This window comes from Acinetobacter boissieri (genome assembly GCF_900096955.1).
GTDB classification, from domain to species: Bacteria; Pseudomonadota; Gammaproteobacteria; order Pseudomonadales; family Moraxellaceae; genus Acinetobacter; species Acinetobacter boissieri.
Genome location: NZ_FMYL01000004.1, coordinates 164,446 through 179,338 on the forward strand (window position 1 = coordinate 164,446; position 14,893 = coordinate 179,338).

Consider the following 14,893-nt stretch of genomic DNA (forward strand, 5'->3'; position numbering starts at 1 on the left):
ATAAGCCACTCGATTATTGAATTTACCGAGTGGCTACGTCCAATTAAGTAGCCAATACAGCATTTAATACACGTTGTTCCAACTGTGTAAATGCTGTATTTTTTTGTCTTGGTCTTGGCAAATTCACTGCAAATTGTGATTCAATTTCACCACGATTGAGTAAAATAATACGGTCAGCAAGCTGTACTGCTTCGCTGACATCATGCGTGACTAAGATTGCAGTAAATCCCTGATCTAACCATAAATTTTCGATCAGTTGTTGCATGTCTAAACGCGTCAGTGCATCTAAAGCTCCCAATGGTTCATCTAATAATAAAACCTTAGGCCGATGCAATAATGCTCTTGCGAGTGCCGCCCGTTGGCGCTGACCACCTGAAAGCTGTGTTGGCCATAATTGGCTTTTTTCTTTTAAACCCACTTTTTCCAATAAGGTAAACGCTTGTACTTTTTCTGCCTTTGAGCGACCTAAGTTCACGTTATCTACCACACTTCGCCACGGCAGTAATCTTGGGTCTTGAAACATGACCCGTACATCTGGCTCATGACTTGCATTTTGACCATTCAAATAAATTTGACCTGAGCTACTTTGCTCTAAGTCTGCAATCAAACGTAATAAGGTACTTTTACCACAACCACTACGCCCAACAATTGCCAAAAACTCACCTGCTCTTATATCTAAATCTAGATTTTCTAAAACGGTCACTTGCCCATAATATTTATGAAGTTTTTTAATTTGAATTTCAATGCCTTTGGCATCTGGTGTATGTGCTACAGGGCTTGAACGTGTTAAAACCTGTTGCTCTAAATGGGTCACACTTAAATTTGACATTGTTCACTGCTCCTATTTACCCTGATACCCTGTATGCCATCGCAATAAATAACGCTCTAAATAATGAGCAAACACATCGGCCAGCTTACCTAACAAGGCATACAATAAAATACCGACCAACACCACATCTGTTTGCAAAAACTCTCGTGCATTCATGGTCATATAACCAATGCCAGACTGGGCAGATATGGTTTCTGCAACAATTAATAACACCCATACTAAACCCAGTGAAAAACGTAGACCGACTAAAATAGATGGCATTGCCCCAGGCAAAATAATGTCTTTATACAATTGCCAACGTGTTAAACCATAGCTTTTACCCATTTCAATCAAATCTGGATCAACCGAACGAATACCATGATAAGTATTGAGATAGATTGGGAAAAAAACGCCAACAGCGACTAAAAATAGCTTTGCTGATTCATCTATACCAAACCATAAAATCACTAAAGGAATCAGTGCTAAGGCAGGAATATTACGCACCATTTGTATACTAGTATCAAAAAGTGTAGATGCAATTTTTGATGAACCGTTGAGTAAGCCAAGCACAAAACCCAAACCGCCACCCACCAACAAACCTAATAATGCTCGCCCTGCACTCACTTTGACATTTTGCCAAAGCTCTCCACTCAATAATAAATGCCAAAATGCCAATACCACTGCACTAGGTGCAGGTAATATTTGTGCACTCAGTACGCCAGAAGAAGAAGCAATTTGCCAGATGGCAATGAGTCCAATTGGAACAAGCCACGGTAAAAGGTATTTTAAGGGATTTAGCCTCCCCCTTGTTTTTTGCTGACTCATGTAGCCACCTGCTGTGCTTTATTTTTTTCACTCGGTGTGTAGTTGTGCGCAATAATTTCACCAAATGGCCCTGTTAAACTTGGCTGTGTCAGTTTTTGTTGTACTTTCAAAGGCAATAGAGGAAATACCAGTTCTGCAAAACGAATAGACTCTTCTAAGTGTGGATAACCCGAAAAAATAAAGGTATCTATACCTAAATCTGCATATTCTTTAATACGGGCTGCTACTGTTTCAGCATCTCCTACCAATGCTGTACCTGCGCCACCACGTACCAAACCAATACCTGCCCATAAATTTGGTGAAATTTCTAAACGATCCTTATTACCGCCATGCAATGCGGCCATACGCTGTTGACCCACCGAATCCATTTGAGCAAACTTCTTTTGAGCAGCTTGTATGGTTTCATCATCTAGATAACTAATCAGATCATTGGCGGCAGCCCATGCTTCGGCATTGGTTTCACGCACAATCACATGCAAGCGAATACCATAATTAAGGGTACGGCCACGTGCTTTGGCTTTTTCACGAACCACTGCTAGTTTTTCTTTCACTGCCGCAGGTGGCTCACCCCATGTTAAATAGGTATCTACCTGATCTGCCGCCAGATCAGTTGCGACTTCCGATGAACCACCAAACCATAATGGTGGATACGGTTTTTGAATAGGCGGATATAATAGTTTGGCATCATCTACACTTAAACGTTGACCATGAAATGTAAGCCCCTCACCTGTATGTGAGCGGGTCAAAATTTCACGCCAGATATGCACGTACTCTTTGGCTGTTTCATAACGCGTTGCATGGTCTTCGTATATACCATCACCTTTGAGTTCTTGCTCATCGCCTCCTGTGACCAAGTTTAATAACACACGACCACCAGACAAACGATCAAATGTTGCTGCCATACGTGCAGCCAATGCAGGTGTTGTTACACCAGGTCGCAATGCCACTAAAAATTTAAGGCGTGTTGTTGCATCAATTAAACTGGCTGCCACAATCCAAGGGTCTTCACAAGAACGGCCTGTAGGTATCAGTACACCTTCATAGCCCAACCGATCAGCAGATACTGCAATTTGCTTCATATAGGCATGGTCTACTTGGCGAGCACCTTTGCTTGTACCTAAATAACGACTATCACCATGTGTTGGAATAAACCAAAAAATTTTCATACCGCCCCCATCTATTTACTGTGCTGAGTTTTGCCAAACCGCTTGTTGAACATCTATTTTTTGTGGAATTAATTGCTCAGTATAAAAACGATCTGCAATGTGCTGTTGTGCTTGAGTGACCGTTTCATTCATGTTGTGAATTAACGAGGGTTTATCACGTTTATCTAACACGCGCTGGGCAATATTTTCATTCAAGCCAATGGTTTGTGAGTATAGTTTGAGCGTTTCTTGTGGATGATCAACAATCCAACGGGCAGCATCATTAGACACCGCAATAAATTTTTTCACTTCTTCAGGGTGTGCTTTCACAAAATCAGGGCGACTAATTAAAAAGTTATATGTGGTTTCAAAGCTAGAACCATCGATTACCGAGCGTGCTTTGCCTTCAACCTCAGCTGCACTCAAAAATGGTTCCCAAATGACCCATGCATCAACTGATTTTTTATCAAATGCGGCACGGGCATCGGCAGGGGCTAACCATATTGGTTGAATATCTGACCATTTAAGATTGGCTTTTTGCAATACACGGCCAAGTAAGTCATGGGCACTCGATCCTTTTTGTACAGCAATTCGTTTTCCTTTGAGCTGCTCAATACTGGTAATCGAGCTATCTTGTGGTACTAAAACGGATTGCCACTTTGGATGAATATTTTCATAGCCCACATACGTGATATTTTTATTGGCCGCTTGCGCAAATACTGGTGGTGTATTGCCTACCGAACCAAAGTCAATCGCCCCCACAGACAATGCTTCTAGCATTTGTGGACCAGCAGGAAATTCACGCCACTGCAGTTGTGTATTTGGAAATTGCTTTTTAAAAAGTTCTTGCTCGGATTTTAAAACAATCGAGCTAAGTGATGATTTTTGAAAGCCAATGGTTAATATATCAACGTCTTTTTTTACTGTAGCAGACTCTGTCGGTTCTACTTTTTTTTCAGCACATGCGGTTAAGCCAATACTTACAGCAGTTAAAGTCAGTGCCCAAGATTTTAAATGTGTCATATGTGATCTCAAAATAATAATATAAAAAGGTTGGATGAGCGTTATTTACAATCACATATACATCATTGAACAAGATGTAAAACCTAAGACCCATGCTAAATTTTTTTGCTGATATATCATTATTTTCTCGTTACACTTAAAACGTTATTGATTGATTTTTATACCGTATCGTGTGTTGTTTTTTTATAAAAGCATCTTTTTTTGTATTGGTTATGCAATAAAACTATAAAATAAATTTTGCTAAAGTTATCTTATTAAATGCTAGTTTCTCATTTTCACAAAAAACATAAGCTACTGATAAAAAACAATTAACATAAAACAATATCATCAAAAATGGACTTATTATTATTTTTACTGATATACCTTATCTTCATTGAAGATTTCATTTTCTATTAATGATATTTACAACCCTTTATTTTTAGTTGCAATTAACATCATATTTTACCTGTTTGAATACCTTAACCCATTAAAATGTCTTCTTCCGTTGCTAAGTAAAGCTAATACCAAAAGTAAATACATGTGCTGAGCATACATAAAGCAGAAATATTACTTAAAATAAAAGCGTTATTGGTTCTCTTTTCAATGCCATAAATTTGCCCTAAAGTCATAAATAACGTAGGCATAGGAAGCATAGCAATGATTACGGCTGTATGAACCATCGCTTCATCTGCTTTAGGGAGAATTAAAAATAAAGTAAAAACTAAAGTAGGTAAACAGAACGTTTTAAATAGCATTAAATAGATAGCTTGCCGATCTATCTGTCTTAAGCGTAATTTACTGAGCGTACCGCCTATCACAAATAAGGCAAGTGGTGCAGACACTTTACTAAGCCATGCAAAGGGTTCCATAAGAAATGCAGGGAATCTATAGTCAAAAACAAGGCACAATAGCCCAATTAAAATAGCTAAAATTAATGGGTTTTTAAAAATATGGTGTAATGTTTTTTTAGAGAGTACAGCAAATTGTGTAGAAGCAGACAAACCAGATTCTGCTAAAAAAAGCATTAAACTGGTCAAAATAAAGCTTTCAAACAAAATCGTAAGGGCTAAATAATGTATGACCTCTTGCCCAATGAGCAAAGGTAAAATTGCAGCGCCGACTAAACCTGTATTTGATGTTGTTGCTCCTAGAGACAATACAATTGCAGAAGCAGATCGTTGTAAAAACCAATGTTTGAAACAGTAATAGGCTATAAAAAAGATAGCCAATGATGCAACACCGTACACCGTAAAGTAAGAAACAATGCTCAAGTGATCTAGCTGTTTATCTTGCGACAATGAATACAGCATAAATGCGGGCAAAGACACTTTCATCACAAAAGTGCCTAATGCTTTGATTTGATCTGATTGAATTAGCCCCATGCCAACACTGGCATACCCCATCAGGATTAATATAAAAATGGGGAACATAATGCTCAGTAACACGTGACACTCTCTAAATCAGTTTAACTCGTTCTGAAGGGTTGAAATAAATCTTTCACCCCATGCGGTTGGCAACGTAAATATTGTGGTGCAATGTGTATTTCCACACCCAAACTTGCGGCCGCATGCCATGGCCAGCGTGGGTTATATTGCATAACACGCCCTAAAGCAATAGCGTCTGCTTGGTGTTTTTGTAAAATGTCCTCAGCTTGTTGAGGCGCTGTAATTAAACCTACCGCAATGACAGGTGTTTTTATTGCATCTTTCACATGCTGGGCAAAAGGAACTTGGTAATTTTCTTTCACATCAATGACCTGATACTCATGTAAACCACCGCTAGATACATGAATATATGCCACGCCCAATTGTTCTAAGACTTGTGATAACTGCACAGTTGACTCAACATCCCAGCTTTCAACCTGCATCCAATCTGTTGCAGACACACGCACACCCACAGGGAAATAATCAGGTACTGCATTTTTTATGGCTTGAAAAGTTTCTAACACCATACGCATGCGGTTTTCTAATGAGCCACCATATTCGTCGGTACGATGGTTCGACAACGGCGATAAAAACTGATGTAACAAATAACCATGTGCTGCATGTAACTCAATTAAAGCAAAGCCTGCATCTACTGCACGTTTAGCTGCATCTACAAAATCTTGTTGAATGGCTTTAATCTCTTTAATACTTAACTCATGAGGAGCAACATCATCCGATACAAAAGGAATTGGACTTGGTGCAACAGTTTCCCAACCCAATACATCTTCAGCTTTAATTTGACCACGCCCTTTCCAAGGCACTTCGGTCGATGCTTTACGTCCTGCATGTGCCAACTGAATAGCAAATGGCATTGGTGAAAGAGCGCTTATTTTATGCAATAGCTCTTTCATGGCTTCGCCTTGCCCATCATTCCATAAGCCTAGATCTGCATAGCTAATTCGCCCAGCGGGGTTAACTGCTGTGGCTTCTATAATACACATGCCTGCACCAGAAAGTGCATAACTTGCCCATTGTTGCTCATGCCAGTAACTCAGTTTACCTGTTTCAGTTGCTGTATATTGACACATGGGTGCAATAATAATTTTATTTTCTAAAGTTAATGAATCGAACGCAATAGATTGAAATAACTCACTCATATACAACCTCTTTTCATAATAAAAATAAAGGATTAAAAGGGTTTTGTAATGCTTAGACCTGCACTCCAATTTCTCCCATCTGCGGGCTCAAAATAGCGTCCATTTCCATCGTTTACAATCACAGAGCCAACATAATGACGATTAAAAACATTATCTAAACGTGCATAGGTATTTAATGACCAATCTTTAATTTTGTAACGATATCCCATATTCAGTGCTGTGACGACATAGCTTGGGGCTGTATCCGAGTTTTGGTCATCTACATAAATTTTATCCATATAGCGCACATCTACACCAGTATAAAAACCCATATCAGGTTGCCATGCCAAACTTGCATAGGCTTGATTTTTTGCAACGCCAGGAATATACGTCCCTTTATTTATTCGAGCTAAACTGCCTTTTGCAGGAATGTCTGCATTAAATGTGGCATCTAAATAGCTATAACTCGCACGGGCAGTTAGGTCTTGCCACAGTTTTTTATTCCAACTCAGCTCTACACCTTCACGTAACGTTTGATCTGCATTACGAAATGTAGCACGACCATCTAATGTACCTGCTGAAACTATGTCATTTTTTGTACGAGCTTGAAACGCTGCAAGGGTAAAGAAGCCGAAAGTATTGTCTGTTTTCAAACCGACTTCATAGTTATCGCTGCTTGATGCCAACAAATCAAAGTTAAATCCAGACTTGCCATCAGTTCGATACGCCATTTCAGTAAATGTTGGCGTTTCAAAGCCTTTGGCATAACTTGCATATGCCGTAAGCTGAGGCAGAATCTGCCAGCTTAACGCTGCCGATGGCAATACTTTATTATATTTGGTCTTGCCACTATCATTCGGATTAGTCGCAGTCACATAGTGGTCTTTAGATTCATAATGTACATTGCTATAACGTACTCCCGTGTCTAAACGCCATGTCGGTAAAAACTGCCAAGAGGCTTGCATGTATGGATCGACATTCCACAACGTATTATTTTCATCACGGCGCAACTTACCCAATACACCCAACTGATTACCAATAAAGTTTTCATAGCCTTTTCGACTTTCATTCATAGCATCAATTGCCACACCAATATTGAGTGTGGTCTTAGGCAATAAATCACGCCCCGTCCAACGTAAATCTGTACCATAATAATTACGGCTAAAGTCAATCACACCACCTGCATGTTTAGGATTGGTTTGTGTCGCCTTGGGAATAGACTGATATTGTGTGACTTCACGTTGGCCAACATACCCCATCACTGAAATAGATTGGTGATCTGTCAGCGGTTTATCCCATGTCGCACCTGTTTGTAGCTGTTCTACAGCTTTGCGAGTATTAAACGTATATGCAGATGTCACCGCTTGTTTGGCATTTTTCAACCAGTCTTGACGGGTTAGGCCCATTGGATCTGCTGCATTAATTTTGGTGTAATTGGTGACCCAATTAATTTTACTGCCATCATCTAAATGCCATGTCAGCTTGGCATTATTTTGTACTTTATCTGCTTCGCTATGATCACGAAATCCATTGGTATTAAAATAAGAAGAACTGATCACGTATGCAGGCTGAGACGCTGTCTTTGCACCGCCCTGTAAAATTATATTCGATTGATTACTGCCATGACTGCCACCGCCATAGTTAACCGCCACACTATCTGGGCCCGTTCCTTCTTTGGTCGTGGTTAACAATGTACCACCCGATGAATTACCATACAGTGATGAAAATGCACCAGTAAGTACTTCAACATGATCTAAACTATTTAAGTCAATATTTGAGGTTTGACCCTGCCCATCTGGCATGGTAGAAGGAATACCATCAACATAAATACGAATCCCTCTCACCCCAAATGTAGAGCGTGCGCCAAAACCACGCATAGATAATTGCAAGTCTTGCGCATAGTTTTGACGATTATTCAGCTGTAAACTTGGGACACCTTGCACCACTTCTGTCAGGTTTACACCAAGGCTATTTTTATTTTTTGGCGCATCAATTCGGTACACTGAAGCAGGTGTATTTAAATAATCTGTATTTGTACGTGTCGCCTCAACCAAAATGGTTGCTAGGGTTTCTACATGTGTTGTAGGCGTATCTGCATAAATAGATTGGGCAATACAAGACGCAAGTAAAGCCAAAGTAATGTTGTATCTTTTTTGAGATGACGATGACATTATTTTTTCCTAATCATTATCTGTCATAATATAAATTGCTACCGAGTATAGCAGGCATTAGGCAGATAAATCAGTACTCATTCCCTCTAGAAAACGAAGCATGCTAAAATAACTGACTCTATTTAAATCATCTCTCACCAATATGCCAGAGCTTCCTGAAGTCGAAACGACTAAAAATAGTTTAACCCCATTACTTCAACAAAAAGTTATGGCTATTACGGTGTATCAACCCAAATTACGTTGGCCCATTCCTTCAGATTTAGAACAACTGATCGGCAAACGACTCACTGAGCTATCACGGCGTTCTAAATATATTTTTGCGCAGTTTGAAGAAAAAAATATGCTATGGCACTTAGGCATGTCTGGAAGTTTTAGACTATGTAAATTTGATGAGCCGTTACGCAAACACGATCACTTTGTTATTCGTTTTGAAAACTTAGAGTTACGTTACCATGACCCAAGGCGTTTTGGCTGTATTTTATGGTTAGATGAATACGCTCAAGAAAAACTCATTGCCCCACTTGGCCCTGAACCACTCAGTACTGCATTTAATGCAGACTATCTGAAAAACGCACTACAACGTAAAAAAACAGCCATTAAAGTTGCCATCATGGATAATCATGTTGTAGTTGGTGTCGGAAATATTTATGCCACAGAAAGTCTATTTAATTTAGGTATTCACCCTTCGCAATCTGCAAATACACTCACAATCCAACAAATTGAACAACTCACTGTAGAAATTAAGCGTATTCTTGCACAAGCCATACAGCTAGGTGGTTCTACCTTAAGAGACTATACCAATGCAATGGGTGAAAATGGCTATTTTCAACAAACGCTCTTAGCTTACGGACGCGCAGGTGAAATGTGTGTGAACTGTGAAACCACATTGGAAAATATCAAACTTGGACAGCGTGCAAGCGTATTTTGTCCACAATGCCAACCCCTCAAAGCATAGGTAAATTTATGAGCACTGCCATTGTTCGCCATATTTTGGTGAAAGATCTCACACTTGCCCAACAACTCAAACAAAAACTTGCCGATGGTGCAGATTTTGCCAAACTCGCCAAACAGCACTCAACATGTAACTCAGCAAAACGTGGTGGTGAATTAGGTGAAGTTAAAAAAGGACAACTTGTTACCGTCATTGATAAATTAGTTTTTTCTGCCCCTGAAAAAACCATTCAAGGGCCTATTAAAAGTAAATTTGGCTATCATTTAGTTGAAGTCAAATTTCGTATGTCTCATTTTTAAATATAAAAAAAGCCACCTAAGCAGGTGGCCTTTAAAAATCAATCAATTATGCATCTTTACGTTTCAATTCATCACGAATTTCACGTAATAATTGAATATCTTCTGGTGTAGGTGCTGGTTTAGCAGGTGCAGCCTCTTCTTTACGGCGCATTTTGTTAATTAAGCGTACCATCATAAATACAACAAAAGCTAAAATAATAAAGTTAATAAATATCGTAATAAAATTACCATAGCTGAGTACGTTAATTCCTGCTTTTTGTAATTCAGCAAGGGACTGTAAATTATTTGGGTTTTGACCAAGCACAATAAATTTTTGAGTGAAGTCAACGCCGCCGCCAGTGATCACACTAATCAAAGGCATAAAAATATCTTTAACTAAAGAATCTACAATTTTACCAAAAGCGCCACCAATGATCACACCAATTGCTAAGTCAATCATATTACCTTTGATTGCAAACTCACGAAATTCTTTCATGATGCTCATAATTCATTACTCCAATATTATTATCTGTTATACAGGCTTAACCTGATTTTTTAAAAATTGTGAACTTTCAGCAATTAAACCATGTTTATATTGTAAATAAAAAAAATACATACATGAAATATACAAATATAATTACAAAAAAAGCCATCACGAAGATGGCTTTTTTATGGAATAAGTCATTTAAATATTACTTACCACGATTACGCTTACGCTCGTTTTCAGTTAAATAACGCTTACGTACACGAATCGATTTTGGTGTTACTTCAACCAACTCGTCGTCTTCAATAAACTCAAGCGCTTGCTCAAGTGTCATACGAATTGCAGGTGTTAACGTTAATGCTTCATCTGTACCAGATGCACGCATGTTTGTTAATTGTTTTGCTTTTGTTGGGTTTACAGTCATGTCGTCAGAACGTGAGTTAATACCCACAATCATACCTTCATACACTTCCAACTGTGGTTCAGCAAATAGACGACCACGATCTTGTAATGTAAACAAAGCAAATGCTAAGCATGTGCCGTTAACCATTGAAACAAGTACACCATTTTGACGTTTCGCAACTGAACCTTGTTTAGCAGGGCCATAATGCGAGAAGCTTGACGTCATAATACCTGAACCAGAAGTAATGGTTAGGAATTCCGAACGGAAACCAATCAAACCACGTGATGGAACAGTCGCTTCAATACGCATACGACCTTTACCATCAAGCTCCATGTTGGTCATTTCACCTTTACGGTGACCCATTTGCTCCATAATCGAACCTTGATGCTGTTCTTCAACATCAAATGTTACGTTTTCATACGGCTCTTCAATTTTACCATCTACTTCTTTCATGATCACTTCAGGACGAGAAACACCCATCTCAAAGCCTTCACGGCGCATGTTTTCAATTAAAACAGATAAATGAAGTTCACCACGACCAGATACTTTAAAGCGGTCTGGACTGTCTGTATCTTCTACACGTAATGCAACGTTGTGAATCAACTCACGGTCTAAACGCTCACGAATATTACGTGAAGTCACAAACTTACCTTCACGACCAGCAAACGGTGAATTGTTTACTTGGAACGTCATAGATACTGTTGGCTCATCTACAGACAACGGTGGTAATGCTTCAACAGCTTTCGGATCACAAATGGTGTCTGAAATGTTTAGTGCATCAATACCTGTAATACATACAATATCACCAGCGCCAGCAGATTCAACGTCTATACGCTCTAAACCATGGTAGCCCATGATTTTTAAGATACGACCGTTACGTGTCTTACCTTCTTTATCAATCACAGTCACTTGAGTGTTCAGTTTTACTGAACCACGCTGAATACGACCAACACCAATCACACCAACAAAGTTGTTGTAATCAAGTGAAGAAATTTGCATTTGGAATGGACCATCTGCATCTACTTTTGGTGGCTCTACAATATCAACAATCGTTTCAAACAACGGTGTCATATCTGGTGCTAAGTTATCTACTTCGCGGCCAGCAATACCATTTAGACCTGATGCATAAACAACTGGGAAATCAAGCTGTTCATCGCTTGCACCGAGGTTGTCAAATAAATCAAATACTTGATCCATCACCCAATCAGGACGCGCGCCCGGACGGTCAACTTTGTTTAATACAACAATTGGCTTTAGACCACGAGCAAAAGCTTTAGACGTTACAAAGCGTGTTTGTGGCATTGGGCCATCTTGTGAATCTACAAGAAGTAGTACACAGTCAACCATAGACATTACACGTTCAACCTCACCACCGAAGTCGGCGTGTCCTGGGGTATCTACAATGTTAATGCGGTAAGTCGTATCTGTACGCTTGTCTAACCAAGTGATAGATGTGTTTTTAGCAAGAATGGTAATACCACGCTCACTCTCAAGCGCATTCGAGTCCATGACACGCTCAATCTCGCCTGCACGATCACCTAAAGCACCTGATTGTTGAAGAAGTTTATCAACCAAAGTTGTTTTACCATGGTCGACGTGCGCAATAATTGCAATATTACGGAGATTTTTAATATCTGATGACATGAATTTCGGTACGCCTAAAATTTGAGGGCAAATTATACAAAAAAACACTACCATTGAGTAGTGACATTTTATTGACAATTACACTTTTTTAAGTTCAATCACATGTTTTATTTTGTAAAGACATGTAAGTCGATTAGAATAACGACTCATAAACTATACCACACTTTTCTATGTCTGACCCATTATCACCACATAAAGACGATTCATCCGAGTTAATTCTTCATTTAAATGAGCGCCCAAAAGTATCTGTGACGCTACTTGCAGCCTTACAGCATTTATTTGCGATAATTGTTCCTATTTTAACTCCAGGTCTTTTAATCTGTGGAGCCCTTAAAGTTCCTGCACACGAAACGACCATGATTTTATCTATGTCACTGGTTATTTCAGGAATTGCCACCTTTTTACAATGTAAAAAAGTTGGCCCTTTAGGTGCTGGGTTACTCATTGTACAAGGAACAAGCTTTAATTTTATTGGCCCCATTATGGCCATCGGAAGCTTAATGATCGCCAACGGCACACCTTATCAACACGTGATGGCTGCTATTTTTGGCGTAGTGATTGCCGGTGCGTTTATTGAAATGGGCGTATCTCGTATTTTACCTTGGATTAAAAAGCTGATTACACCTTTAGTTACAGGTGTGGTGGTATTACTGATTGGCCTAACGCTGGTCAAGGAAGGCCTCATTAGTATGGGCGGTGGCTACGGTGCCATGGCTGATGGTTCTTTTGCTAACGCTGATAACTTACTGATGTCATGTTTTGTATTGGCACTCATTATTATTTTAAATCGCACTCGTATTATTTGGCTCAAAAGTGCGTCTTTATTTATTGCACTGGTGGCCGGCTATATTTTAGCTGGTCTACTTGGTCACTTAAATTTTACGTCCTTCTACAATGCACCTACATTTCAGCTACCAACACCACTACACTTTGGCATTTCATTTGATTGGTCACTATTTATTCCACTGGCATTTATTTATCTCGTCACCTCATTAGAAGCCATTGGTGACATTACTGCAACCAGTAAAGTCTCTCAGCAACCTGTAAGCGGTCCAATTTGGATGCAACGTATTAAAGGTGGTGTATTGGTCAATGGTGTAAACTCATTTATTGCAGGCATATTTAATACCTTCCCAAGTTCTGTATTTGCACAAAATAATGGGGTGATTCAAATTACAGGCGTTGCTAGCCGTTATGTAGGGCTTTTTATTGCTGGAATGCTCATTATTTTAGGACTATTTCCTAAAATCGCAGGCATTATTCAAGCGGTACCACAAGCGGTTTTAGGTGGTGCAGTCATTGTCATGTTTGGTGCTGTCGCGGCTTCTGGCATTAATATTTTAGCCAGTACAAAACTTGACCGTAGAGCATTACTTATTATTGCTGTGGCATTGGCTTTAGGTTTAGGCATTTCTCAAGTCCCTGACTTCTTAAAGCACATGCCTGAGCTCATGCGTAACATTTTTAGCTCAGGTGTTGCTACAGGCGGTATTGCTGCACTTATTTTAAATATTATCTTGCCTGAAAATAACGAATAAAGTACCCTGCCCTGCCCAATCAAAAAGCATTGGGCAGTTCACTTATTGCATATATATGAGAGTAAATTATGGATCCACGCAGTGAGGTTATCTTACGCCAAGAAGCGTATTTAAAAGGAAGAGTTCTTTTTATTAATGCACCCTGTGACCCATTACTCTCACAGCTCAATCAAAATATTGATGCCAGTATTTGGACATGGAATTTTGCAGACTACGAACAATACAACGCAGATGACCACACTCATTTTGGTATAACACCACCACATCAAGAATATGACCAAGCTGTCATTTTCGTACCGAAATCTAAAGAATTACTCAACTACGTATTGCATCAAGTCGCTAGTCATTTAGCAAAAGGTTGCCAAATATTTTTAGTGGGTGAAAAAAAAATTGGGGTTGAACGTGCGGCGAAACAATTGCAAGTCTATGGCAATACATTAAAGTTAGACAGTGCACGACACTGCCAACTTTGGCTCACTCAACTTGAGCAACCTGTGGCTAAGAAACCCCTTTCAGATTGGGTAAAAACTTACCCTATCAATATAGAACAAGACACACTCAAAATTTGTGCATTACCTGGTGTTTTTAGTCAAAACCATTTAGATCTAGGAACTGCCGTATTACTACCACAGCTCAAAAATATTACTAAAGGACGTATCGCAGACTTTGGCTGTGGTGCAGGGGTCATTGCCTGTTATTTAGCAAAGAAAAATAAAAAAAATACAATTTATGCGTTAGATGTTGATGCTTTTGCACTCGAGTCTACAAAAATGACCTTTGAAGCAAACCAGCTTACTTCACAACTGGAGTGTTGTGCTGTACGTGGTATATCTGATATGCCTTCTGGATTAAATGCAATTGTGAGTAACCCACCATTTCATCAAGGGGTCAAAACAAATTATGACGTCAGTGAAACGCTGTGCCGTGAAGCCAAACAACATCTAAAAAATCGTGGCGAATTATGGATTGTCGCCAACCGATTTTTAAACTACGCCCCTCTAATTGAACAATCTTTTGGAACATGCACTGTAAAAACTGATCAAAATGGTTTTAAAGTATTGTATGCCCTCGCGTAAATGCAAC

The 14,893-nt window shown here is 39.3% G+C and carries 13 protein-coding genes; 4 read left to right on the forward strand and 9 right to left on the reverse strand.

The window, feature by feature from the left end; translation table 11 throughout:
• Positions 1 to 43 precede the first annotated feature (43 nt).
• The 7 genes from BLS38_RS05670 to BLS38_RS05700 form a co-directional block, all read right to left on the reverse strand.
• A complete protein-coding gene (locus tag BLS38_RS05670; RefSeq protein ID WP_092747541.1) occupies positions 44 to 829 on the reverse strand; it encodes an ABC transporter ATP-binding protein in 786 nt (261 codons plus the stop codon).
• A 12-nt stretch (positions 830 to 841) separates the two neighbouring features.
• Entirely contained in the window at positions 842 to 1,633 is a 792-nt protein-coding gene (ssuC, locus tag BLS38_RS05675) for an aliphatic sulfonate ABC transporter permease SsuC (protein WP_092747543.1), read from the reverse strand.
• Complete coding sequence (gene ssuD / locus BLS38_RS05680; protein ID WP_092747545.1) at positions 1,630 to 2,799, reverse strand: FMNH2-dependent alkanesulfonate monooxygenase; 1,170 nt, start codon at positions 2,797 to 2,799, stop codon at positions 1,630 to 1,632. The genes ssuC and ssuD overlap by 4 nt, the downstream gene beginning before the upstream one ends.
• Before the next feature lie 15 nt (positions 2,800 to 2,814).
• Positions 2,815 to 3,801 (reverse strand): aliphatic sulfonate ABC transporter substrate-binding protein, encoded by a 987-nt coding sequence (locus BLS38_RS05685; protein ID WP_092747547.1) that lies wholly within the window; start codon positions 3,799 to 3,801, stop codon positions 2,815 to 2,817.
• 497 nt (positions 3,802 to 4,298) lie between these two features.
• Entirely contained in the window at positions 4,299 to 5,225 is a 927-nt protein-coding gene (locus tag BLS38_RS05690; RefSeq protein WP_092747549.1) for an AEC family transporter, read from the reverse strand.
• Between the two features lie 20 nt (positions 5,226 to 5,245).
• Entirely contained in the window at positions 5,246 to 6,361 is a 1,116-nt protein-coding gene (locus tag BLS38_RS05695) for an NADH:flavin oxidoreductase/NADH oxidase (RefSeq protein ID WP_092747551.1), read from the reverse strand.
• 32 nt (positions 6,362 to 6,393) lie between these two features.
• Positions 6,394 to 8,511 (reverse strand): TonB-dependent receptor, encoded by a 2,118-nt coding sequence (locus tag BLS38_RS05700; RefSeq protein WP_092747553.1) that lies wholly within the window; start codon positions 8,509 to 8,511, stop codon positions 6,394 to 6,396.
• A gap of 142 nt (positions 8,512 to 8,653) precedes the next feature.
• Here BLS38_RS05700 and mutM point away from each other — a divergent pair, with 142 nt between their 5' ends.
• Together mutM and BLS38_RS05710 are read left to right on the forward strand one after the other, a co-directional pair.
• The gene (gene mutM, locus BLS38_RS05705) at positions 8,654 to 9,466 is read left to right on the forward strand and encodes a bifunctional DNA-formamidopyrimidine glycosylase/DNA-(apurinic or apyrimidinic site) lyase (RefSeq protein WP_092747555.1); all 813 of its coding nucleotides are present in this window, start codon (positions 8,654 to 8,656) and stop codon (positions 9,464 to 9,466) included.
• Between the two features lie 8 nt (positions 9,467 to 9,474).
• Positions 9,475 to 9,762 (forward strand): peptidylprolyl isomerase, encoded by a 288-nt coding sequence (locus BLS38_RS05710; RefSeq protein WP_092747557.1) that lies wholly within the window; start codon positions 9,475 to 9,477, stop codon positions 9,760 to 9,762.
• Positions 9,763 to 9,808: 46 nt separating this feature from the next.
• On the opposite strand, the gene mscL is transcribed toward BLS38_RS05710, so the two are convergent.
• Entirely contained in the window at positions 9,809 to 10,246 is a 438-nt protein-coding gene (gene mscL, locus BLS38_RS05715) for a large conductance mechanosensitive channel protein MscL (RefSeq protein WP_092747559.1), read from the reverse strand.
• 187 nt (positions 10,247 to 10,433) lie between these two features.
• A complete protein-coding gene (gene typA, locus BLS38_RS05720; RefSeq protein WP_092747561.1) occupies positions 10,434 to 12,272 on the reverse strand; it encodes a translational GTPase TypA in 1,839 nt (612 codons plus the stop codon).
• A 170-nt stretch (positions 12,273 to 12,442) separates the two neighbouring features.
• On the opposite strand from typA, the gene BLS38_RS05725 reads away from it, so the two are divergent.
• Positions 12,443 to 13,810: a uracil-xanthine permease family protein gene (locus BLS38_RS05725; protein ID WP_092747563.1), complete on the forward strand. Its 1,368-nt coding sequence runs from the start codon at positions 12,443 to 12,445 to the stop codon at positions 13,808 to 13,810.
• Between the two features lie 68 nt (positions 13,811 to 13,878).
• Positions 13,879 to 14,886 carry a methyltransferase gene (locus BLS38_RS05730; RefSeq protein ID WP_092747565.1) on the forward strand — a complete coding sequence of 336 codons (1,008 nt, stop codon included), beginning with the start codon at positions 13,879 to 13,881 and terminating at the stop codon, positions 14,884 to 14,886.
• The last annotated feature ends 7 nt before the right edge of the window (positions 14,887 to 14,893 follow it).